Source organism: Leclercia adecarboxylata (genome assembly GCF_035787115.1).
Lineage (GTDB): Bacteria > Pseudomonadota > Gammaproteobacteria > Enterobacterales > Enterobacteriaceae > Enterobacter > Enterobacter adecarboxylatus_E.
The window spans coordinates 19,787-40,679 of sequence record NZ_JALKTL010000005.1 but is presented as its reverse complement, the minus strand read 5'-3'; the positions used below and the strand labels follow the sequence as shown (position 1 = coordinate 40,679).

21 protein-coding genes are annotated in these 20,893 nt (G+C 59.6%); 7 read left to right on the top strand and 14 right to left on the bottom strand.

The window, feature by feature from the left end; translation table 11 throughout:
• Positions 1 to 4: 4 nt before the first annotated feature.
• The 3 genes from MXM41_RS16015 to MXM41_RS16005 are packed head-to-tail and all read right to left on the bottom strand — an operon-like array spanning position 5 to position 3,231.
• Positions 5 to 1,423 (bottom strand): L-fucose/L-arabinose isomerase family protein, encoded by a 1,419-nt coding sequence (locus tag MXM41_RS16015; protein WP_325933039.1) that lies wholly within the window; start codon positions 1,421 to 1,423, stop codon positions 5 to 7.
• A gap of 34 nt (positions 1,424 to 1,457) precedes the next feature.
• On the bottom strand, positions 1,458 to 2,408 hold the full coding sequence (locus MXM41_RS16010) for a transketolase family protein (RefSeq protein ID WP_325933038.1): 951 nt from the start codon (positions 2,406 to 2,408) through the stop codon (positions 1,458 to 1,460).
• Positions 2,401 to 3,231: a transketolase gene (locus MXM41_RS16005; protein WP_325933037.1), complete on the bottom strand. Its 831-nt coding sequence runs from the start codon at positions 3,229 to 3,231 to the stop codon at positions 2,401 to 2,403. Before MXM41_RS16005 ends, MXM41_RS16010 begins: the two co-directional genes overlap by 8 nt.
• A 317-nt stretch (positions 3,232 to 3,548) precedes the next feature.
• Between MXM41_RS16005 and MXM41_RS16000 the strand changes: the two genes are divergently transcribed.
• The 4 genes from MXM41_RS16000 (at position 3,549) to MXM41_RS15985 (ending at position 6,685) form a co-directional block, all read left to right on the top strand.
• Positions 3,549 to 4,502 carry a sugar-binding transcriptional regulator gene (locus tag MXM41_RS16000; protein WP_325933036.1) on the top strand — a complete coding sequence of 318 codons (954 nt, stop codon included), beginning with the start codon at positions 3,549 to 3,551 and terminating at the stop codon, positions 4,500 to 4,502.
• A gap of 404 nt (positions 4,503 to 4,906) precedes the next feature.
• A complete protein-coding gene (locus MXM41_RS15995; RefSeq protein ID WP_325933035.1) occupies positions 4,907 to 5,044 on the top strand; it encodes a hypothetical protein in 138 nt (45 codons plus the stop codon).
• A 5-nt stretch (positions 5,045 to 5,049) separates the two neighbouring features.
• Positions 5,050 to 6,300 carry a PAAR domain-containing protein gene (locus tag MXM41_RS15990; RefSeq protein ID WP_325933034.1) on the top strand — a complete coding sequence of 417 codons (1,251 nt, stop codon included), beginning with the start codon at positions 5,050 to 5,052 and terminating at the stop codon, positions 6,298 to 6,300.
• Positions 6,293 to 6,685: a DUF943 family protein gene (locus tag MXM41_RS15985; protein WP_325933033.1), complete on the top strand. Its 393-nt coding sequence runs from the start codon at positions 6,293 to 6,295 to the stop codon at positions 6,683 to 6,685. Before MXM41_RS15990 ends, MXM41_RS15985 begins: the two co-directional genes overlap by 8 nt.
• 226 nt (positions 6,686 to 6,911) lie before the next feature.
• Here MXM41_RS15985 and MXM41_RS15980 read toward each other — a convergent pair whose 3' ends face one another.
• The 11 genes from MXM41_RS15980 to hypA form a co-directional block, all read right to left on the bottom strand.
• Positions 6,912 to 8,000: an ABC transporter permease gene (locus tag MXM41_RS15980; RefSeq protein WP_325933032.1), complete on the bottom strand. Its 1,089-nt coding sequence runs from the start codon at positions 7,998 to 8,000 to the stop codon at positions 6,912 to 6,914.
• Between the two features lies 1 nt (position 8,001).
• Positions 8,002 to 9,528, bottom strand: coding sequence for a sugar ABC transporter ATP-binding protein (locus MXM41_RS15975; protein ID WP_325933031.1), 1,527 nt, complete (start codon positions 9,526 to 9,528; stop codon positions 8,002 to 8,004).
• Positions 9,528 to 10,136 (bottom strand): DUF2291 family protein, encoded by a 609-nt coding sequence (locus MXM41_RS15970; protein WP_325933030.1) that lies wholly within the window; start codon positions 10,134 to 10,136, stop codon positions 9,528 to 9,530. Before MXM41_RS15970 ends, MXM41_RS15975 begins: the two co-directional genes overlap by 1 nt.
• Before the next feature lie 11 nt (positions 10,137 to 10,147).
• Positions 10,148 to 11,089 (bottom strand): D-ribose ABC transporter substrate-binding protein, encoded by a 942-nt coding sequence (locus MXM41_RS15965; RefSeq protein ID WP_325933029.1) that lies wholly within the window; start codon positions 11,087 to 11,089, stop codon positions 10,148 to 10,150.
• A 135-nt stretch (positions 11,090 to 11,224) separates the two neighbouring features.
• A complete protein-coding gene (entD, locus tag MXM41_RS15960; protein ID WP_325933028.1) occupies positions 11,225 to 11,869 on the bottom strand; it encodes an enterobactin synthase subunit EntD in 645 nt (214 codons plus the stop codon).
• 57 nt (positions 11,870 to 11,926) lie between these two features.
• A complete protein-coding gene (gene flhA / locus MXM41_RS15955) occupies positions 11,927 to 14,011 on the bottom strand; it encodes a formate hydrogenlyase transcriptional activator FlhA (protein WP_325933027.1) in 2,085 nt (694 codons plus the stop codon).
• 51 nt (positions 14,012 to 14,062) lie between these two features.
• Positions 14,063 to 15,073: a hydrogenase expression/formation protein HypE gene (hypE, locus tag MXM41_RS15950; protein WP_325933026.1), complete on the bottom strand. Its 1,011-nt coding sequence runs from the start codon at positions 15,071 to 15,073 to the stop codon at positions 14,063 to 14,065.
• Positions 15,070 to 16,191, bottom strand: a complete 1,122-nt coding sequence (gene hypD, locus MXM41_RS15945) for a hydrogenase formation protein HypD (RefSeq protein ID WP_325933025.1) — start codon at positions 16,189 to 16,191, stop codon at positions 15,070 to 15,072. Before hypD ends, hypE begins: the two co-directional genes overlap by 4 nt.
• On the bottom strand, positions 16,191 to 16,469 hold the full coding sequence (locus MXM41_RS15940; protein ID WP_325933024.1) for a HypC/HybG/HupF family hydrogenase formation chaperone: 279 nt from the start codon (positions 16,467 to 16,469) through the stop codon (positions 16,191 to 16,193). Before MXM41_RS15940 ends, hypD begins: the two co-directional genes overlap by 1 nt.
• Positions 16,460 to 17,332 (bottom strand): hydrogenase nickel incorporation protein HypB, encoded by an 873-nt coding sequence (gene hypB, locus MXM41_RS15935; RefSeq protein ID WP_325933022.1) that lies wholly within the window; start codon positions 17,330 to 17,332, stop codon positions 16,460 to 16,462. Before hypB ends, MXM41_RS15940 begins: the two co-directional genes overlap by 10 nt.
• 3 nt (positions 17,333 to 17,335) lie before the next feature.
• Positions 17,336 to 17,686 carry a hydrogenase maturation nickel metallochaperone HypA gene (hypA, locus tag MXM41_RS15930; RefSeq protein ID WP_325933020.1) on the bottom strand — a complete coding sequence of 117 codons (351 nt, stop codon included), beginning with the start codon at positions 17,684 to 17,686 and terminating at the stop codon, positions 17,336 to 17,338.
• 232 nt (positions 17,687 to 17,918) lie between these two features.
• Here hypA and MXM41_RS15925 point away from each other — a divergent pair, with 232 nt between their 5' ends.
• From MXM41_RS15925 to hycC, 3 genes are all read left to right on the top strand, one after another.
• A complete protein-coding gene (locus MXM41_RS15925; protein WP_325933018.1) occupies positions 17,919 to 18,377 on the top strand; it encodes a transcriptional regulator in 459 nt (152 codons plus the stop codon).
• 77 nt (positions 18,378 to 18,454) lie between these two features.
• Positions 18,455 to 19,060, top strand: a complete 606-nt coding sequence (locus MXM41_RS15920) for a 4Fe-4S dicluster domain-containing protein (RefSeq protein ID WP_325933016.1) — start codon at positions 18,455 to 18,457, stop codon at positions 19,058 to 19,060.
• The gene (gene hycC, locus MXM41_RS15915) at positions 19,060 to 20,892 is read left to right on the top strand and encodes a formate hydrogenlyase subunit 3 (protein ID WP_325933014.1); all 1,833 of its coding nucleotides are present in this window, start codon (positions 19,060 to 19,062) and stop codon (positions 20,890 to 20,892) included. The genes MXM41_RS15920 and hycC overlap by 1 nt, the downstream gene beginning before the upstream one ends.
• Position 20,893 lies beyond the last annotated feature (1 nt).

Sequence of the window (20,893 nt, the reverse complement as noted above, 5' to 3'; positions counted from 1 at the left end):
AGCCTTAACGATGAAGGTAAGTTGAGACGCCGAGGTAGCGGGTAAAGGCCTCATGCAGGATCTCCGCGCTGGCGGAGTGGTTCATCGCCACGTGATGCTCAAAGCCGTTGCGGCAGATCCAGTTCAGCAGGTTCTCCAGATGCGGCACCTGGATCACGGCCCGGCAGCCCACCGTATCCAGCGGATCGTCCACCGACTGGCCCTGGCCGACGTAGGCTTTGATTTCCCCGGTCAGATCGTCGGTGCTCAGGCGGAAGTAGGTCAGCGGTCCGCTTTTCAGGCGACCGTGGACCGCGCCGCAGGTGTTCTCTTTCCCGACCGTGGTGCCGATGATATCGGCGGTGCCCATGTGCGGGGATTCAAGGCTGGATGCGGCGAAGTTACCGCAGTGGAACAGCACGCATTTGTCGCGATCGTCGCCGAAGTTGTTGTTCCAGTCGGCAATCGACGCCGGGTTCATATTGCTGCTCGCCAGAGCGTACATGGAGAGCGCCCCCATCACGTCCACTTCACAGGCGCTCGGCATCAGCTGGCCGGACATCACGCTCATGATCGAACAGACGTTAATGCCCAGGTTCTCCTGCAGCGAGGTCCAGCACTGGATGGCGGTGGTGTCGATGTCGTTGGCGACCACCCACTCGCTTATCACCACAAACAGCTTCGCCATGGTCACCAGCTTCTCTGGCGGAATGCGGCTGGCGTCGGCGTTGTCGATCAGGATCCGCCGTTTTTCATCCACGCGGATGTCGTCATCGCGCAGGGTTTTGATCCGGGTAAAGACTTCGGACAGGTCGAGGGTCTCCACGGCGATGCCGAGGCGCTCCAGCAGCTTCTCGCTGTAGCGCACGGTATTAAAGCCTGCCGGACGGGCGCCAATCGCTCCCACGCGCACGCCGCGCATGCTGCTCACCACACGGCACACCTGTTCGAAGCGCTGCAGATCCTGTGCAAAGACCTCACCGGAAAGGGCGCAAACGTGCTGGGTGGTAAGGGTAAAAGGAATACCGTACTGGCGCAGGTTGTTGCACAGGGAGATTTTGCCGCAGAAGCTGTCGCGCCGCGTCGCCAGCCCCATTTTATCGAGGTTGTCCTCCTCGGCCTGCACCAGCACCGGCACGTTCAGGCCGGAGAGACGCAGGGTTTCGGCGATGGCTTTTTCATCGCCAAAGTTAGGCAGCAGCACCACCACGCCGTGGATGCTGTCGCGGTGAGCGCGGAACAGTTCGGCACAGGCTTTGGCATCCTGACGCGTCTCCACCCCGCCGAGTTCGGTCTGGCTGGGATCGAGCATAATAGTGTTGATACCCAGACGGCCAAACAGGGCGATCGCCTGCTCGCGCGCTTCCGCCACCAGGTAGCTCGGGAAGAAACCCCGGTTGCCGATGATCACGCCCATCGTCAGTTGTTGAGGAATTCGGGACATTGCTTTTCTCTCCAGTAAGATGTTGTTGTTATTTTCAGCAAACCTGTCGCGTCAGCATCTCCCGGGCGTGTTTCACCACCCCGGCGACATCGATCTCATGGCGTGCCCGCGTTGACGCTCTGTCGGCGGCAATCGCGTACTCTCCGTCCGGGATCCCCAGGCGTTTCAGCGGTACGGCGCAGCCCGCTTCGGCAAGCACTTCAGCGACCAGGCTCCCGACACCGCCGTTGACGTTATGCTCCTCGACGCTCACCACCGCCCTGCAGGGGGCAATGGCGGCCAACAGCTGTTGGGTATCACAAGGACGAATAGATGGAACGCTGATAACAGTGGCGTCAATACCTTCTTCCGCGAGTTGTGCGGCGGCTTCCACAATTTCATGTACCGTTGAGCCCAGTGCCACCAGAGCCACGTCAGGGCCTACGCGCAGCACGTCAATTTTGCCCGGCGTAAAACGGTAGGTCTCGTCATGCAGTTCCGGCAGGTTTTTGCCATCGAGACGGATATAAACCGGGCCGACGTGATCGAGGGCGTAGTCGATGATCTGGCGGCACTCGTTCGGGCTCGACGGGGCATAAATTTCGATATTGCCGAAGCCGCGCATGATGGCGATATCGTCGATGCTGTGGTGGGTACTGGCGAGCGGGCCGTAGCTGGCTCCGGCGTTCAGGCCGAACAGCTTCACGTTAGTGTTGTTGTAGCAGATGTCGACCTTGATCTGCTCGTTAGCGCGGGAAATCAGGAACGGCGCCGCGTTGCAGGTAACGGCAATTTTGCCGCCAATCGCCAGTCCCGCCGCCGTGCCCACCAGCGTCTGCTCGGCGATACCGACGTTCACCAGCCGGCCCGGGAAACGCTGCATAAAGGGGGCGATTTTCGCCGTAGAGGTGGAGTCAGCCACTACCGGGACCAGGTCCACGCCGCGTTCAACGGCGTCAATAAAGGCATTCACCATCACCGTGGCGAGGTGTTCGCTATTACTCATCTTTCAGTTCCTCCAGCGCCAGTTCAATTTCTTCCCCTTTCGGCACCCGGTGGTGCCATTCAGGCCGTCCCTGAATAAAGGATATTCCCGCCCCCTTGGTGGTGTGGGCGATCACCACATGGGGTTTGCCGTTGGGCTTCAGCCCTTCGAGCGTCTCCACCACGTCCGCCATGTCGTTGCCGTTGCAGGCGGTCACCTCCAGGCCGAACGCTTTCCATTTCTCGTCCAGCGGATCGGTATTGAGGATCTCTTTAGTAGAGCCCGCCAGCTGCAAATTGTTTTTATCGTTGATAATAAAGAGGTTATCCAGCTGATAGTGGGCGGCCACCAGCGCGGCTTCCCAGTTGCTGCCTTCCGCCAGCTCCCCGTCGCCGGTCACCACAAACACCCGGCGCTTGCTGTTGTTGCGTTTCGCCGCCAGGGCGATCCCCACCGCCACCGGCAGGCCGTGGCCCAGCGCGCCGGTATTGAGCTCAATGCCCGGCGTTTTATGTTTCACCGGATGGCCGGGCAGGTGAGAGTCGGCGTGCTGATAGGTAGATAACCACTCGACGGGGATAAAACCGGCTTCGGCCAGCACGCAGTAGTAACCGCCCACCGCGTGGCCCTTCGACTGGATGTAGATATCGCGCTCATCGCTCTCCTGAAGCTGCGGGGAGCAGTTCAGAATGCGAAAGTAGAGGGCGGTGAGCAGTTCGACCTGCGAGAGATCGGCCCCGGTATGGCCGCCCGCCGGGCTTTCGGCATTCAGCACGATGATCCGACGGCGAATCGAGCGTGCCCGGGTTTCGAGCTCCGCGATGGAGAGCGAAAACGGATTCATAACATACCTCCTGAATTTATAATCTGTTGTGAATAATTATTCCAGCCGGATAAATGAACCCCCTGAGCAGAATGAACGGTATAAATTTCATTCTCGAAAACAGCGGGTTTATGACCTTCTTGAATATATATTCAATGCTGATTTATTATTCATGTAACTTAAGATATGCCCAGTCAGCGGGTTTGTCTACGGTTTGTCCGGGCAAATTTCGGAGAAAGGAGAAAAGGATCACATTTGCCCGGCGGATCGGGCAGGCCCTTGCTTGTTAAATATTCAGTGATGAATAAAAATAACGACAGCCGATTAAGGGGAACGTTATGTCGAAACAGGATGAACAGCGATTGCTGGTGAAGATCGCCACACTCTACTACAGCGAGAATAAAAAGCAGTCCGAGATTGCCTCCCTGCTGCACCTCTCACAATCCTTTGTGTCGCGGGCGCTGACGCGCTGCCAGAAAGAGGGGCTGGTCAAAATCACCGTCGTTCAGCCCACCAATATTTTCGTCTCGCTGGAAAAGGCGCTGGAGGAGCAGTACGGCATCCGTCAGGCCATCGTGGTGGACGTGGGCGAAGACCCGACCAGCGCCCAGGTTAAGCACGCCATCGGCAGCGCGGCGGCGCACTACGTTGAAACCCGTCTGCGTCCGGAAGACCTGGTAGGGATCTCCTCCTGGAGCAGCACCATCCGCTGCATGGTGGATGAGATGCACCCGCAGAATATCCGCGCCGCGGGGGTCATTCAGCTGCTGGGCGGCGTAGGCCCCAACGGCAACGTTCAGGCGACCATCCTTACCCAGCAGCTGGCGGCGCACCTCGGCTGCCCGGCGGGGTTACTGCCGTCCCAGAGCATTGAACACTCGGTGGAAGAGCGCGCCCGGCTGGTGAGCAGCCCGGACGTGGCGGCGGTGGTGGGCAAATTTGCCGAAGTGGACGTAGCCATTGTCGGCATCGGCGAGCTGGAGCCGTCCCAGCTGCTGAAAAACTCCGGTAACTACTACAACGAAGACATGCTCAAACTGCTGGCCGAGCGCGGGGCGGTGGGGGATATCTGCCTGCACTACTACGATGCCAACGGCGAGCCGGTGCTGAGCGCGGAAGAAGATCCGGTGATTGGCATGGAGCTGGCGCAAATTCGTGCCTGCCCGCAGGTGATCGCCCTGGCCGGCGGGGCGGAAAAACGCAACGCCATTCGCGGGGCGCTGGAAGGAAAATATATTGATGTATTAATCACCGATTACCCGACGGCACGGAGTTTGTTGAAAGGGGCGTAAATCTTTGAATATTGCCCGACGGCGCTTTGCTTGCCGGGCCTACGGGAGCGGTGTGGTGTAATGCCGAACACCGTAACCTTTATTTTCTGGTTGATAGACCGCCAACCCGCCTTATGACGAGATAAGCCAGGCGTGTAGAAACGGGACGTTGTCGCGATACATAATATGCTAAAAATACCGGGCGCTTTCAGCCGGAATGCATCAGTAAATATTTTACCCTCCGCTTAATTTATTTAACATGCGAATGGATTACTGCCGCCGAAATTATTTTTTTAATAATCAATGAGAGTGACTCTTTATTAACTTGATTAACTGTGATGCCATTTGCAAAAATACGCAGTAGCTTTGTTTAAATAGAAAACTCTTTGATATCAAAGATTATATGACCAAATAAAAGGAATTTTATGTTCACTCAATTCTCCAATGGAAAGACTCCGGAGATCCTGACCGGAATGAATATTTCATCTTTCTATGAAATACAGCGCGCATCCATGCGTCACGGTGTGCCGATGGGCGAATTCTTTCTTGCGGAAAGGGGCTGAAGCTGATGTGGGTCGACAGGGGCTGTACCGTTCACGGCAAAAACGTCGGGCTTGATGGGGATAAAACGTCCACGGGCTCTGTCTGCTATGCCTCCCGCTCTGGCATGTCGGTGATGGGTAAACTTCAACTCTACATCGGAGATAAAACGTCTCCCTGCCCAGAATGCGGCGAGGTCGGGGATATTGTCAGCGGCGATCATCGACAGACAAATGGGTTGGCGGTTGCGGTGGATGGCTCGGCGATCCGCTGCGGGTGCCCGCCAGGGACAAACTGGCTTATTGCGCCGGGTGTGGTGGAGGTGTCAGACCCGCTGAGGATGCCGGTTGCATCCGGGGTAGAGTCGGTGCAGTACGCGCAGACGGCGAAAGCTCGGCCAGCAATGGCTGTACCGGCAAAAGCACCACCCGAACCATTGCCGCTTCCGGCACGAATCTATACCACGCAGCGACTTATGGATGATTATGACGCGAAGGACATGCATTACGGCGATCTAAGCGAAGAGGAGCTAAAAGGGCGCTTTGGCCTGACGGACGTCTCGGCGAAAGTAAACCCGTATACGCTGACCCTTGTCCCGTCAGTTCCTGTCGGTCCGTATGGCGGATTTTATCCGGGCAGCCTGACGGAGGGCAAGCCGGTCGTGGTCAGCCTGGATGAAAGCGCCCGGCTGATGTTTGATGAGTTCAGGGCATTGGCCAGAGTGTTCTCGTTCCATGGGCCATATAAAAACCTCATCATGGAGATGATCAGCCATATGCAGGGCAACAGCGGCAGGCCATATAGCAGCCCATTGCTGGATGAGGCGCTAAAGGAGCAGATCCTGAATGATTATTCGAGTGATAGCTCGTTGTTGAGTCTCAAAAAGGCCCTAAAAACGGTTATTAACTATGAATATGGGGTTATCCCATTAACGGAAGGTATAACGCTTAAAAAAGCTATACAGGATACGATTTTACCAAAATTTACTCGTGCAAAGGATAACTCTAACGGGCTGGTCATCACCGTTCATGATACCTGGGCCACGCATATCACGCTTGAATCACTAGAGGTGGCAGGCGACACCTATCGGGCAAAGGTACACTACCGAGTACAGGATCACTTCGGACTTGATAATGCTGATATTCTGAATTCTGTTTTCCATCAGGGGAGAATTTTCCGGCTCTGGTTTGTTCTGCAGCGGTATGTGAAATATGGCTATAGGCCATTTATCACTGAGATAAATGCGACTGTGGAAATCAGCGGGAGGCAGGATGAATAAACAGCTTATAGCTGGTCTTATTATAATGGCTGCCGGTGGTTCTCTGCTTTGGCAGTACCTGACGCCGGTTGAAATTGTGGCCGTGCATGAGGGGGATACGATTCTGGTCAGGCATTTTCCGTACCTGAAAAGTCGTCAGATTGCCTGGTGGGAAGCCAACAAGAATATGATACAGGCGAAATATGGTATACCGAAGAAAGACAAAGATGGTGGTTTTCAGGTATTTATTTTGGACTTCGGGGATGGCTATCGCATAGATCAAGGGACTGATGAAGACTCTGATCTACGGTGTTTTGATGACATTGACGTGCCCGCCCGGTGTATCGAAAAAAAACGCCTCAGCTGGATTGGATGGAGTCAAAACACAGGTCAATTCTACTGGTGATACTTCAATAAACCACAGGCCATTTATCACCGAGATGAATGCGACTGAGGATATCAGCGGGAGGCGGGGTGAATAAGCAGCTGATAGCGGGCGTTATAGCATCGATAGATTGCGGATAACTGGTCTGGCAGTCCCTGATATCGGTCGAAACAGAATCGTATTCCACAGGGAAAGAAAGCAAACACTAAAAACGGCAACGTGCGTTGCCGTTTTGCTTTTACCTCCGCTATTTCCCCTCCATCACCGCCTTTTGCGCCACCACCGCCGCTTTCTGCTGCATCCGGTTTTGCATCTGGTCGATGATGACCGCCACGATAATCACAATCCCCTTAATCACCATCTGCCAGAACTCGCTCACCCCCATCATCACCAGGCCGTCGGCGAGGAAACCGATCACGAAAGCGCCAATCAGCGTGCCGAGGATGGTGCCGCGACCCCCGGCCAGCGAGGTGCCGCCCAGCACCACCGCGGCGATAGCGTTCATCTCAAAGGCGGTGCCGTTGGCCGGATGGCTGGCCAGCAGCTGCGCGGAGACCACAATCCCGGCGATGGCGGCGCAGAACCCCGACAGGGTATAGACCAGTACCTTCACTTGCTTAACCCGCACCCCGGAGAGCTCCGCCGCGCGCTCGTTATCGCCGATGGCGTAGACGTGGCGGCCAAAGGGCAGGCGGCGGGCGATATAGGCAATTACCAGCGCCAGCACGATCATCATCCAGATGGCCCACGGAATGCCGAGTAGCGTTCCGGCACCAATCTCATCGAAACCGGTATTCCCCAGCTGCGGGTTGCCGGAGAGCCCCGGGAAGGTCTGGCCGTCTGAGGTGAGCATCGACGCGCCGCGCAGCACGTACATGGTGCCCAGCGTGCAGATAAAGGGCGCCACGTTGTAGCGGGTGATGATCCAGCCGTTCATCGCCCCTATCAGCGCGCCAATCAGCAGCACCACCGGCACAATCACCCACACGCTCGGGAAGATGGCGATGCCAAACATCGGCAGCACGATGCCTTTGGTGATCATCCACCCGGCGATCATCCCGCACAGCCCGAGCGTGGCGCCAATGGACAGGTCGATACCGGCGGTGATGATCACGAAGGTGATCCCCAGCGCCAGGAAGGCGTTAATGGCGATGTGCTTAATCATGATCACCAGGCTACCGGTAGAGAGAAAGCCCGGCACGGTCATGGTGAAGAAGCCGACAATCAAAAACAGCGCAATAAAGGTGCGCATTTTCAGCAGCAGCAGGAGGAGTTTTTCCCGGGAAGGCGCGGCCCCTTTATGCGGCGCCAGCGCGACAGACTGTGTTGTTTTCATCTTAGAACCCCTGAGCACTTGCGGTTACCAGTGCCGACTCTTCGGCCCCATCGCGAACAATATCGGCGGTCAGTTTGCCGCCGGACATCACCAGAATGCGGTCAGATACCGCCATAATCTCTTTCAAATCCGAGGTGGAAAAGACCACCGCAATGCCCTCCTCAGAGAGCTGTACCATCATGCGGAACACGTCCGCTTTAGCCCCCACGTCGATGCCGCGCGTCGGCTCATCGAGGAACAGCACCTTCGGGTTGGTCAGCAGCGAGCGGCCAATCACCACCTTCTGCTGATTGCCGCCGCTGAGCGCCTGGATTTCGACCTCCGGCGTGGAGACCTTAATCGACAGGTTGCCGATGGTGCTGGCCACCACCTGCTGCTCGGCCTTTTGCGCGATGGCAAAGCCGCGCTGCAGGCGGCGCCACAGGCTGGCGATGGTCAGGTTGCTGGCCACCGACGAGCCGGGGAATATCCCGGTGCGTTTGCGGTCTTCCGGCACCAGGCTCATTCCCATGCGGATGCGCTCGGCGGTGGTTAAGCGCTGGGGCACCGGCTTACTGTCGAGCCACAGCTTGCCGAGATAGTTGCGCTCGGTGCCGAGCATGCACTCGAACAGCTCGGTACGTCCGGCCCCCATCAGGCCGTAAATGCCGACGATCTCCCCGGCTTTCACCTGGAAGCTGACGTCGTTGACCACGGTATTTCCGGCGGCGTTCACGCAGGTGATGTGCTCCGCCTCCAGCACCGGCGCGCCGAAGGTGCGGCCCGGCTCAAGGAAGTTGCTCACCGGATCGCTGCCGAGCATCTCGCGCACGATCCAGGGCACGTCGATATCCTGCACCTTCGCCTCGGCCTGGAATTTGCCGTCGCGCAGGATGGTGATCACGTCGCCTATCGCCATCAGCTCTTCCAGCCGGTGGGAGATATAGATGATGGAGACCCCCTGGCGGGTCAGCTCGCGGATCACCCGAAACAGGATCTCAACCTCGGTTTTACTGAGCGCCGAGGTGGGCTCGTCGAGGATCAGAATGTCCGCATCCTCGGCCAGCGCTTTGGCGATCTCAATCAGCTGCTGCTGCCCGACCTTCAGGTTGCCCACCAGCTCGCGCGGGGAGATGGGCTGATCGAGACGTTTCAGCAGCGCCGCGGTGCGCGCCTCCTGCTCCGCTTCGTCGATGGGCGTTACCCCTTTTTGCAGCTCGCGGCCGAGAAAAACGTTCTCCGCCACGTTGAGGTTTTCAAACAGGTTCAGCTCCTGGTGCACCATGCCAATGCCGTGGGCAGCGGCGTCACGGGTGCTGGAAAACGCCACCTGTTTTCCGTTGAGCCACATCTCGCCCAGGCTGGGCTGCTGCACGCCAGCGAGGATCTTCATCAGCGTCGATTTCCCGGCCCCGTTCTCGCCGATAATCACGTTCACTTTGCCGCGCCAGACGCGGTAATCGACCTTATCCAGCGCCACGGTGCCGGGAAATAGCATCGAAATGCCGTGGGTGCTGAGGATAATATCGTCTGCCGGGGTATCGCTCATCACGGCGTCTCCTGTTTCAGTTCCAGCGCCGTCGCCTCACTCGCTTTGCCTGCGTTCAGGGTGGCGGCGAACAGCACGGTGGCATTTTTGCCGCTCCAGCTGTCGTCGATTTTTGGCAGATGTTTCACCGCCTCGCGGTTCAGGGCGCGGGAAAGCTGGGCATACTGGACCTGGTTGGTAAATTCATCGAAGCGGAACCCGGCGGCGTCCCGGATGGCGTTGCCGCGCATTACCGGCCCGCTCTGGATCGCCAGCGGCTGGCCGTTCACCGTCATCACCAGCTTCTGCTCACGTTCGTTGCTGGCATCCACGCGCTCCACCTTGCCGGTGAGGCGCACAAAGACGCTCTGCGGTTTGGCGGCGGGGGCGTTCAGCTGGGTGGAGAGAGTGCTGGCGTCCAGCGCATGTTTTTTGGCGCTGTCGAGGACCCGCGGCTGCCAGGTTTGTTGCGCGATCTGCTGTGGGGTCTGGTTGTCAAAGCTCGCTTTGGCGTTGGGATCGGCAGGCATAATCGGCTTGCCGAACTCATCCAGATCCACCACGGTGCAGGCCGTCAGCAACAGGGCGGCTGCGCCTGTCAGCGCGGCGCCCCATTGTGTTAAACGCATACTGCCTCCGCTTATTTGCTGAGGTTAAACAGGTTCAGCTTGCTGGCGTTGGACTCATCGATCAGCACGCAATCCATTAGCTGCTTCTCGTCTTTTTGCGCTTTGCCGTTTTTCAGGTAGTAGTCGGCCTGCTCAACGGCCATCTGCGCCTGCTGCCAGCCCGGCTGCAGCACCGTGGCTTTGATGTTGCCGTTTTTCAGGATCGAGTCGCGGGTGTAGTCGCTGCCGTCAAAGCCGACCACAATCACGTTGTTCTTTCCGGCAGCCTTCAGCGCGGCTTCGGCGCCCAGCGCCATGGTGTCGTTACCGGAGATCACCCCGACGATATCCGGGTTGGTCTGCAGGATGGCTTCCATACGGGTGAAGGCTTCGGTCTGGCTCCAGTTGGCGGTCTGCTGGGCCACCATCTTCATGTCCGGGTAGTCGTCGATAACGTCGTGATAGCCCTGAGAGCGCACGTGGGCGTTGGTGTCCGACGGACGGCCCAGCAGCTCAACGTATTTACCTTTGCCGTCCAGCAGCTTGACGAACTTCTCCGCCCCCAGCTGCGCGCCCTGATAGTTGTTCGAGACAATCTGCGCCACCGCCACGCCGGTTTTGTTGATTTCACGATCGATCAGGAAGGCAGGGACGCCTGCCGCTTTGGCCTTCTCCAGCGGACCGACGGTGGCATCTGCTCCGGCGTTGTCCAGAATGATCGCTTTCGCCTTACGGGCGATGGCGGTCTCAATCAGCTGGTTTTGTTTGTTCACGTCATCGTCGTGGGAGGCGACAAGGGTGGTGTAACCCAGCTCCTTCGCCTTCGCCGCCGCGCCGTCGGCTTCAGCCTTGAAGAACGGGTTGTCGTGTGAGGGGGTAATAATCGCAATGAGTCCGTTATCGGCGGCAAACAGAGAACCGGAAGCGGCGATCATTGAAACCAGTAAAGCGGATTTGACAAAGGTCTTGTTCATTCTTTTTCTCCACATTGAATATTTATTCAATAATGATTTATTATTCAATGTAACGATAAGTCTGCCTGATAAAACTGTCTACGGTTCAGGCAGCTAATTTGTTTAAAAGGAGAAAAGGATCACGATCCTGAGCAATTAATCATCACAAATCAGCGTCACGACGCTGGCGTCCATACGCAGCCAGTGCGCGATAAATCCCTGATTTTGTGCGAAGGGAGGCAGCGGGCGGGTGAGGGTTAAGGCCAGGGTGCTGCCCGTCAACGCCGTGACCCGCGCACACTCAAACCCCATCCAGGCCTGCACATGGGGAAAGAGCGCTTTGAACAGGCTCTCTTTGGCGCTAAAGATCACGGTAAAGGCCAGCGCGAAGGGTAAGCCGCAGTCGGCCAGCACCCGGGCTTCCTGCGAATCAATCACCCCGCCCTGAATCTCACGGGCTTCGTTTTCGGCGATAATCGCTTCACAATCGATCCCAATAAGCCCCCTGTCGCGGCAAATCGCCACCGCCAGCGTGCCGCTGTGGGAGAGGCTGCCGCGCACCCCCGCGGGCCACAGCGGTTCGCCGCTGCTGCCGATGGCGGGAATGGCCTGCCGGTTCAGGGCATGAAAGGCGGCGATGCGCCCGGCCAGATGATCGGCTTTGCGCTTGCGCCCGGCGTCAGCGAGCTGGTGATGGTGCGGGAGCCAGAGCAGATCGGCGTCGCTGAAGGTTGCGGGATCAAAGGTGACGCGGTGCACGGTCTCTCCGGCGAGAAGAAAGGTGGAGTGGATGGTCTGCATGTTCTTCTCGCGCTGGACAAAAGGAGATCTATCGTAGCCTGTTTGCGGCCCGTTTTCTCAGGAAAGGACGTTTTTGTCGATCCCCAGGCGTTTCATGCGCGACAGCAGGGTCGTGCGTTTCAGCCCTAAACGCTGCGCCGCGCCTCTTGGCCCGGCGATCACCCCGTTGGTCTCTTTCAGCACCCGCAGGATGTGCTGGTACTCCTCTTCCCCTTCGCGGATGTCGCTCACTACCGTTTCCGGCGCGGCACCGCTGGCGCGGTGAAAGTCGATTTCCGGCATCGAGAGCTGAAGGACGTTGCCGCGCGTCAGCAGCACCGCCCGCTCAATCACGTTTTCCAGTTCACGCACGTTGCCCGGCCACTCCATCCTGCTGAGCTGGCGCAGGGTGTCCGCCGGAATGCTGTCGATGTTGCGTCCCAGCCGGTGGGCAATCTTGAAGGTGAAGGATTTCACCAGCAGGGGAATATCTTCCGGGCGCTCGCGCAGCGGCGGCAGGTAGATAGGGAAGACGTTCAGGCGGTAGTAGAGATCGCTGCGGAACTCGCGGTCGGCCACCATTTTCGTCAGGTCGCGGTTGGTGGCGGCAATCAGGCGCACGTCGGTGCGGATAATGCGGTTGCTGCCGAGCCGCTCAAACTCCTGCTCCTGAAGCACGCGCAGCAGCTTGGGCTGTAGCTCAATGGGCATATCGCCCACTTCGTCGAGGAACAGGGTGCTTTTGTCCGCCAGCTCAAAGCGGCCAATACGCTGGGCGCTGGCCCCGGTAAAGGCCCCGCGCTCGTGGCCAAACAGATCGCTCTCCAGCAGACCGGCAGGCATCGCGGCGCAGTTCATCTTCACCATCCGGCGTTCGCTGCGTCCGCTCAGGTTGTGGATGGCGCGGGCGATCAGCTCTTTGCCGGTGCCGGTCTCGCCGAGGATCAGCACGGTGCTGTTGCTCTGCGCGACCATCTCCACCTGCTTCATCACCGTCATCATGGCGCTGCTGCGGCCAATGATTTCGCCAAAATCGGTGGCAACGTTGTTGATCTGCTCGGTGAGGGCGAGGTTTTCGTCGATTAACCGCTCCTTGAGATGGCTGATCTCCCGGTAGGAGAGGGCGTTATCCACGGCAATGGCGATACGTTCGGCAATCTGGTTCAGCAGCTTCAAATTGGTGGGAGTGAACACCTGGGCCTGGCACTGCGCCAGCTTCAGGGTGCCGAGCACCCGGTCGCGGAACATCAGCGGGAACAGGCACAGGGTCTGGTCCTGATCGCCCCACATATCAAACAGCATTCTTTCGTAGGGGGCGTGCTGATCCCGGTGATGCAGATTAAGCATCAGCATCTGCTTGTTGCGCATCACTTTTTCCGACAGCGTTCCCTTTTCGTCCACTTCGCTCTGGTCGTGCAGGGGGGCCTCTTTATCCAGATAGTGGGTGGAGTAGACGAGGAGCTTCCCTTTGCGGTCGCTGCGCAGCACCATGCTGATGGAGTCAATGCCGAAGTTGCGCTGAATTTCACGCGACACCTCCATTACCAGTTCATCGAGATCGAGTTTCGACAGCACGGCGTTGGTGATAGCCACCAGCAGACGAAAATCGTTACGCTCCCGCCAGAGCAGGTCATAGTTATCGCTGTTGTGCAGGCGAGCCTGGATCTGCTCGACGGCAAGACCGGCCGCCTGGGTCAGGGTCTGCAGGCAGGAAAAATCACGGTCGGTCCAGGGCTCATCCCGGCTGCGCAGGAACTCGCAGCCGCCAAAGATGCGGCCGTCGGCGGCAATCGGGGTCAGGCAGTAGTGGGCAAACGACGGGTAGCGTTCGAGAGCGGCAAGCTGCGGCCAGGTCTCGTTAAATGTCGCTGCCGTGCAGTGCAGCACGTCCGGGCGCGAAAGCATGCGGCGGAAGGGGCCGTTCGCCAGCAGGGGCTCATCTTCATAGCGGATATCACAGCCCTGGTCGTCGGTGCTGTAGAGATAAACCCGTCGCGACTCCGACTGCCAGAGCAAAATATGGACGCTATCGGCCAGGTTTATCTGCCGGACATGCCGGGTCAGCGCCTGCGCCAGGGCGCAAAGATCGGTCTGTTGCAGCAGGGTGCGGGTAATGTCGAACAATCCGTGATCGACGGGATCGTTCGTGGGTGTATACGACATGCGTTATATCCAGAGTATCCAGAAAAATGAGCGGCTAATGCGTCGCCCGAATCAGCAAATTCGCGGTAAGGGTTCGCTGTGGGGTAAATTCTGCGACCGTTTTACGCCGTATAGTCCGGTAAGTCGTACCCCTTTGTGCTCAACCACCTCACCAATGATAGCGGCATTCATGCCTAAAGGATGATCCCGCAGCAGGGCCAGCACCCGTTCGGCGGCGCTGCGTTCCACCACGATAACCAGCTTGCCTTCGTTGGCGAAGTTGAGCGGGTCGAGACCCAGCAGTTCGCACGCGCCGCGCACGGCGGGCTTCACCGGCAGGCTGCCTTCCGCAATTTCAATGCCGCAGCCGCTGCTGGCGGCAAACTCGTGGGCCACGGCATTCACGCCGCCGCGGGTGGCGTCACGCAGGGCTCTGATGCCGGGCTCTGCGCGCAGCGCCTGGATAAGCGGCGTCAGCACCGCGCAGTCGCTGTGCAGATCCCCTTCCAGACCTAACCCTTCGCGCAGATTGAGGATAGTGGCGCCGTGATCGCCGAGGGTACCGCTCACCAGCAGCACGTCCCCGGCCTGGATCTGGCGCATTCCCCAGTTTAAACCCTCGGGAACAGAACCGATACCTGCGGTATTAATAAACACTTTGTCCGCCGCGCCGCGCGGCACCACTTTGGTATCGCCGGTGACGATGGTGATGCCTGCCGCCGCCGCGGTGGTGGCCATGCTGGTCACGATGCGCTCAAGAATCGCCATCTCCAGCCCCTCTTCGAGGATAAAGCCGCAGGAGAGCCAGCGCGGAATGGCGCCGCTCACGGCAACGTCGTTGGCGGTGCCGCAGACCGCCAGCTTGCCGATATCGCCCCCGGGGAAGAACAGCGGGTCGATCACGTAGCTGTCGGTGGAAAAGGCCAGCCGGTCGCCGTGCGCGGTAAGTTCATGCAGCGGGATACGGGCCTGATCCTCCTGTTCGTCAAGCAGCGGGTTGGCAAAGGCGCGCATGAAAAGCGCGCCGATCAGCTGCTGCATCGCCTGTCCGCCGCTCCCGTGGGCGAGGGTTATCTGTTTCAACTTTCACACTCCTGAGAACGGTACTGATACCAGGCGCTACACGCCCCTTCCGATGACACCATCAGCGCGCCAAAGGCGCTTTGCGGCGTACATTTCCCGCCAAACAGCGGGCACTGCGCCGGTTTGCAGCGCCCGGTCAGCACCTCGCCGCAGCGCGCTTCGGGATCGTCACACACCGCCTGCGCGCTGGGGCTGAAGTGACGCTCGGCGTCAAACTGGCTATAGGCGTCGGTGAGATGCACGCCAGAGTGGGAGATCACCCCCAGCCCGCGCCATTCGCTGTCGCCTTCGACGCCAAATACCTCGGCGATGGCCGCCTGGGCCACGGCGTTGCCCGCTTCCGGGACGATGCGGCGATACTGGTTTTCCACCTGGCTCACGCCGGCAATCTTCTGCTCCACCACCATCAATACCCCCTGCAGGAGATCGACCGGTTCAAAACCAGCCACCGCCAGCGGGCGCTGATGATCGGCGGCGATAAAATCGTAGGCGTGGGTGCCAATCACCATGCTGACGTGCCCCGGCGCCAGGAAGGCGTCGATGCCGTTTTCCGGCTGCGCCAGCAGGCTTTTCAGCACCGGGATCAGCGTAATGTGCTGGCAGAAAAAGAAGAAGTTCTGCACGTTTGCCGCTTTTGCCTGGCGCAGGGTCAGGGCGGTGGCGGGCATGGTGGTTTCAAACCCCAGCCCGAAGAACACCACTTTGCGATCCGGGTTCTGCCGGGCCAGCTTCAGCGCGTCGGCGGGGGAGTAGATGATCCGCACGTCCGCCCCGCGCATCCGGGCGTCCAGCAGCGAGCCGTTTTGCCCCGGCACCCGCATCGCATCGCCGAAGGTGCAGAAGATCACCTCCGGGTGGCTGGCGATTTCGATGCAGGTGTCGATCCGCCCCATCGGCAGGACGCAGACCGGACAGCCGGGGCCGTGAATAAACTCGATGTTGTCGGGTAACAGCTGATCCAGCCCGAACTTAAAGATGGCGTGGGTATGGCCGCCGCACACCTCCATAATGCGCAGCGGACGCGCGGCGGTGTAGTCCAGCAGCCCGGCCCGGGCCTTCAGGGCCGCGATCAGCTGCATCACCTTTTGCGGGTCGCGGTACTCATCAACAAAGCGCATCAGCGATACTCCTCGCCGAACAGCAGCGGGCCCACGTCCGGCTCGACCTCAAACATGTTTTGCAGGGCGGCGAGGGTATCCAGCGCCTCCTCTTCGTTAATTACGCTCATGGCAAAGCCAACGTGCACCAGCACCCACTGACCCAGACGGCTGTGGCCATTTTCGTCGCAGTCGCCAACGAGAGTCAGATCCACATCGCGCAGCACGCCGCAGACCTCGACGCTGGCCAGCATGCCGTCATGAATGGCGCTGATTTTTCCAGGAATGCCTATGCACATCGCTGCGCCTCCAGCCAGGCAAGCCAGGCGTCCATCCCGTCGCCGCGGGTGGCGGAGACCAGCAAAATTTCAATCTCCGGGTTCACTTCCCGGGCGGCGGCGAGGCATTTTTCCACGTCAAAGCTGAGATAAGGCAGCAGATCGACTTTGTTCAGCAGCATCAGGGAGGCGGCGGCGAACATATGCGGGTACTTCAGGGGCTTGTCCTCCCCCTCGGTAACGGAGAGCACAGCCACCTTGTGGCGTTCGCCGAGGTCAAAACTGGCCGGGCAGACCAGATTGCCGACGTTCTCAATAAACATAATGCCGCCCTCATCCAGCGGCAGGCGCTGCATGGCATCCGCGATCATCCGGGCGTCAAGGTGACAGCCCTTGCCGGTGTTCACCTGAATAGCGGGGGTGCCGGTGGCGCGGATCCGCTCGGCGTCGTTCACCGTCTGCTGATCGCCTTCAATCACCGCGCAGGGCACGCGCTGCTGCAGGCGTTTTAAGGTCTCGGTCAGCAGAGTGGTTTTACCCGAGCCGGGGCTGGAGACCAGATTGAGGGCCAGCTGCTTACGGGAGCTGAACAACGCGCGGTTGCGCCGGGCAAGGTCGTTGTTTTTGCCGAGCACGTCCATCTCGATTTCGACCATTTTGCGCTGGCTGAGGCCGGGGGCATGGGTGCCCGCTTCGCCGTGGCCGTAATCCAGTTGCCCCGCCAGCGGCTCTGCCGGGGCAAAATCCCGGGCGTCCACGCGGGTGATGCGCAGCGCCGGGCGAGTGGCCGGCGCAAAGGGGGCGCTGCGAAAAGCGGAGTGAGGATTATGCTCGTCGCCTTCAATATAGAGGTTGCCCTGATCGCAACCGCAGGTGGTACACATGGTTTACTCCTGTTCAATTTCCAGACGCGTGATATGCAGCCCGTCGTCGGCGACGATATTCAGGTTTGCTCCGCTGCACTGCGGGCAGCGCCGCACGCGGTGGGTCACCAGCTCGACATAGGCTTTGCAGTCCTGACACCAGCACTCCGCCTGCTGCTCTTCGAGATGCAGCGCGCAGCCTTCGGCGACCGTCTCCCGGCACACCAGCTCAAAACAAAACTGCAGGGCGCTGCTCTCCACGCAGGAGAAAGCGCCGACGCGTAGCCAGACCCCCGTCACGCGTTTCGCCTGATGCTGATGAGCCTGTTTTTCGATCAATTCCAGCGCCTGCTGGCAGAGGGTGATTTCGTGCATTGTGCTGTTCCCGGTGAAGTCTGGCCGGATTAAGCAATATTGATGCCATGTTTTGGCAACGAGTGGCGAAAGCGGGCAGGGCGCGCGGTCAAAGATGACGAAATGACATGTCATTTTTTGTGATCATGTCGGCTTTAAAATTTATTTTATTTAAAAATCAATGAAATAAAAAATGGCACGAAATGTGCTAAGGGTAGCCAACTCTTTACACATTACGTATCAGGTACGTCACATGACACTTTCCGAATTAAGTGAGAAAGCCAATATCATTGCCGGACAACAGCGGGTGTTGCGCACCCACTGGAACCACTACGGCAATTCGTTAATTCAGGCTATCACCCTCTCTAAAGCCAGCCTGCACCTTAACGTGGGTTGCAATACCGACAGCGGGCTTGGCTTCTGGCTGTTCGACCACTTCCTTATCCGCGTCACGCCGGAGCAGGCGTTCAACGGGCATATCTTCAATTACACCGTTGAGGAGCGCGATAACCCCGAGAGCGTGCTGATTGGCCGCGCCCGCCTGGGTGACGACGGCATGCTGGATGGCGAGATCAATATCGACCAGCGTGAGGCGGTGCTGACCCATTTCCTGAATAACATCAGCGGGGTATACGCCGCGCTATATCAGGCCACACAACGCGGCGAATCCCTGACCCTCGCCGTACTGGCGCAGCATCACGCTGCAGTGTGAAACCGGTGTCGACAGGTGTCGAAAATGACACTTCCGCCCGTTTTTCGTCAAAAATGACTATCACCAGAGGAAACCAGGTGAATCGTTTTGTAATTGCTGATCCCTCGCTCTGTATCGGCTGCCACACCTGTGAGGCCGCCTGTTCAGAAAACCATCGCCTGCATGGCCTGCAAAGCCAGCCGCGACTGAAAGTGATGCGTAACAGTAAAGACTCCGCGCCGCAGCTGTGTCATCACTGCGAAGACGCCCCCTGCGCTCAGGTCTGCCCGGTTAACGCCATTACCCGCGTTGACGGCGCCATCCAGCTTAATGAAAGCCTGTGCGTCAGCTGCAAGCTGTGCGGCATTGCCTGTCCGTTTGGCGCCATTGAGTTTGCCGGCAGCCGCCCGCTGGCGATCCCCGCCAACAGCAACACCAGCAAAGCGCCGATGGCCCCACCGGCGTCGGCCCGCGTCAGCCCGTTCCTCGACTGGGTGCCGGGCGTGCGCGCCATCGCGGTGAAGTGCGACCTGTGCCACTTCGACCCGGACGGCCCGGCGTGCGTGCGCACCTGTCCGACCAAATCCCTGCGTCTGGTCAATAACCAGGACATCGCCCGCGCCAGCAAGCGCAAACGCGAGCTCACCGTCTTCACGGATCTGGGCGATCTGTCGTTATTCCAGTCGCAACAAGGAGAGCGCTGATGAATGCCTTTTCGTTAATTAACCAGGCGCTGGGCTGGTATGCCGCCAGCGCCGTGCTGGCGTTGATCTTCAGCGCCAGCCGCAGGCTCAGCGGGGCCATCACCGGCTTCGGCGGGGCGATTGCCAGCGCTATGGCGGTAACGGCAGGGGCGATGACCCTGCTGGCCGTGCCGCACATCGCGGTGCAGCAGGGGGAGATTGCCTGGCTGCACGTCGGCATTCAGATGAGCGGCATCCGCGCGGTATGGCTTATCGCCATCGGCCTGCCGGCGCTGCTCATCAGCCTGTTTACCGTCGCCTGGCACCGTCACCCGCAGGCTAAAAGCAACGGCCTGCTGACCAATCTGCTGATGGCCGCCGCCGTCGCCGCGATTATGGCCGATAACCTCGGCTGGCTGGTGGTGATGGCCGAAATCATGGCCCTGTGCGCCGCGTTCCTCACCGGCTGCGCCCGGTCCGGCAAGCTGTGGTTTGTGCTGGGGCGTCTGGGGACGCTGCTGCTGGCCTTCGCCTGCTGGCAGGCGTGGCGCTACTACGGCACCCTCGACTTTGCGGCGATGGGGGCGATGGCCTCAGCCCAGGCGCCGGGGGCCAGCATCTGGCTGCCGGGGCTGGCGGGCTTTGGCCTGCTGGCGGGGGTTATCCCGCTGCACGGCTGGGCGCCGCAGGCGCACGCTAACGCCAGCGCCCCGGCCGCGGCGCTGTTCTCCACGGTGGTGATGAAGGTGGGCCTGTACGGCATGCTGACCGTTACCCTCAGCGGGGTGCTGCCTCCGCTGTGGCTCGGCGTGCTGCTGCTGGTGATGGGGATGATCACCGCCTTTGTCGGCGGCCTGTATGCCCTGATGGAGCACAACATCCAGCGCCTGCTGGCGTACCACACTCTGGAAAACATCGGCATCATCCTGCTCGGCCTGGGCGCGGGGGTGACCGGCATTGCGCTGCGCAGCCCGCTGCTGGTGGCGCTGGGCTTTACCGGCGGGCTCTACCACCTGGTGAACCACGGCCTGTTTAAAACCACGCTGTTCCTCGGCGCGGGGGCGGTGTGGTATCGCACCGGCCATCGCGATATCGAGAAGCTGGGCGGCATCGGCAAAAAAATGCCGCTGATTTCCCTCTCCATGCTGGTGGGGCTGATGGCGATGGCTGCGCTGCCGCCGCTGAACGGCTTTGCCGGGGAGTGGGTGATCTACCAGTCCTTCTTCAACCTCGGCGGTCACGAGGCCTTCGTCGCCCGCCTGCTGGGGCCACTGCTGGCAACGGGCCTGGCGATCACTGGCGCGCTGGCGGTGATGTGTATGGCGAAAGTCTACGGCGTCACCTTTCTGGGCGCACCGCGCACCCCTGAGGCAGAAAACGCCTGTTGCGCCCCCTGGCTGATGACTGCCAGCACCGTGCTGGCGGCGCTCTGCTGCGTGGCGGGCGGGCTGGCCGCGCCCTGGTTGCTGCCGATGATTAGCCGCCTGTTCCCGGTCAACGGCGGGGCGGTGAACACCGTCTCCCAGCCGATGATTACCCTCTTGCTGCTGGCGGGGCTGCTGCTGCCGTTTATCGTGCTGGTGCTGTTCAAAGGCGATCGCCTGCCGAACCGCTCCCGCGGCTTCGCCTGGGTGTGCGGCTACGATCACGAGCAGTCGATGGTTATCACCGCCCACGGTTTTGCCATGCCGGTTAAGGAGTCCTTCGCGCCGGTGCTGAAGCTGCGCAAATGGCTGAACCCGGTTCGCTTTATCCCCGGCTGGCAGTGCGACTGCACCGCCGTGCTGTTCCACCGCATCGCGCTGCTTGAGCTGGCGGTGCTGGTGGTGGTTGTCGTCTCCCGAGGAGCCTGAA

Excerpts from the sequence above, each read along its gene's own strand:
- hypB (WP_325933022.1), bottom strand. The coding sequence starts at position 17,332 with ATGTGTACCACCTGCGGTTGCGATCAGGGCAACCTCTATATTGAAGGC.
- MXM41_RS15965 (WP_325933029.1), bottom strand. The coding sequence starts at position 11,089 with ATGAACAAGACCTTTGTCAAATCCGCTTTACTGGTTTCAATGATCGCC.
- MXM41_RS16000 (WP_325933036.1), top strand. The coding sequence starts at position 3,549 with ATGTCGAAACAGGATGAACAGCGATTGCTGGTGAAGATCGCCACACTC.
- flhA (WP_325933027.1), bottom strand. The coding sequence starts at position 14,011 with ATGTCGTATACACCCACGAACGATCCCGTCGATCACGGATTGTTCGAC.
- MXM41_RS15995 (WP_325933035.1), top strand. The coding sequence starts at position 4,907 with ATGTTCACTCAATTCTCCAATGGAAAGACTCCGGAGATCCTGACCGGA.
- MXM41_RS16010 (WP_325933038.1), bottom strand. The coding sequence starts at position 2,408 with ATGAGTAATAGCGAACACCTCGCCACGGTGATGGTGAATGCCTTTATT.
- MXM41_RS15970 (WP_325933030.1), bottom strand. The coding sequence starts at position 10,136 with ATGCGTTTAACACAATGGGGCGCCGCGCTGACAGGCGCAGCCGCCCTG.
- MXM41_RS15975 (WP_325933031.1), bottom strand. The coding sequence starts at position 9,528 with ATGAGCGATACCCCGGCAGACGATATTATCCTCAGCACCCACGGCATT.
- hycC (WP_325933014.1), top strand. The coding sequence starts at position 19,060 with ATGAATGCCTTTTCGTTAATTAACCAGGCGCTGGGCTGGTATGCCGCC.
- hypD (WP_325933025.1), bottom strand. The coding sequence starts at position 16,191 with ATGCGCTTTGTTGATGAGTACCGCGACCCGCAAAAGGTGATGCAGCTG.
- MXM41_RS15925 (WP_325933018.1), top strand. The coding sequence starts at position 17,919 with ATGACACTTTCCGAATTAAGTGAGAAAGCCAATATCATTGCCGGACAA.
- MXM41_RS15985 (WP_325933033.1), top strand. The coding sequence starts at position 6,293 with ATGAATAAACAGCTTATAGCTGGTCTTATTATAATGGCTGCCGGTGGT.
- MXM41_RS15990 (WP_325933034.1), top strand. The coding sequence starts at position 5,050 with ATGTGGGTCGACAGGGGCTGTACCGTTCACGGCAAAAACGTCGGGCTT.
- MXM41_RS16005 (WP_325933037.1), bottom strand. The coding sequence starts at position 3,231 with ATGAATCCGTTTTCGCTCTCCATCGCGGAGCTCGAAACCCGGGCACGC.
- MXM41_RS16015 (WP_325933039.1), bottom strand. The coding sequence starts at position 1,423 with ATGTCCCGAATTCCTCAACAACTGACGATGGGCGTGATCATCGGCAAC.
- MXM41_RS15980 (WP_325933032.1), bottom strand. The coding sequence starts at position 8,000 with ATGAAAACAACACAGTCTGTCGCGCTGGCGCCGCATAAAGGGGCCGCG.
- hypA (WP_325933020.1), bottom strand. The coding sequence starts at position 17,686 with ATGCACGAAATCACCCTCTGCCAGCAGGCGCTGGAATTGATCGAAAAA.
- entD (WP_325933028.1), bottom strand. The coding sequence starts at position 11,869 with ATGCAGACCATCCACTCCACCTTTCTTCTCGCCGGAGAGACCGTGCAC.
- MXM41_RS15940 (WP_325933024.1), bottom strand. The coding sequence starts at position 16,469 with ATGTGCATAGGCATTCCTGGAAAAATCAGCGCCATTCATGACGGCATG.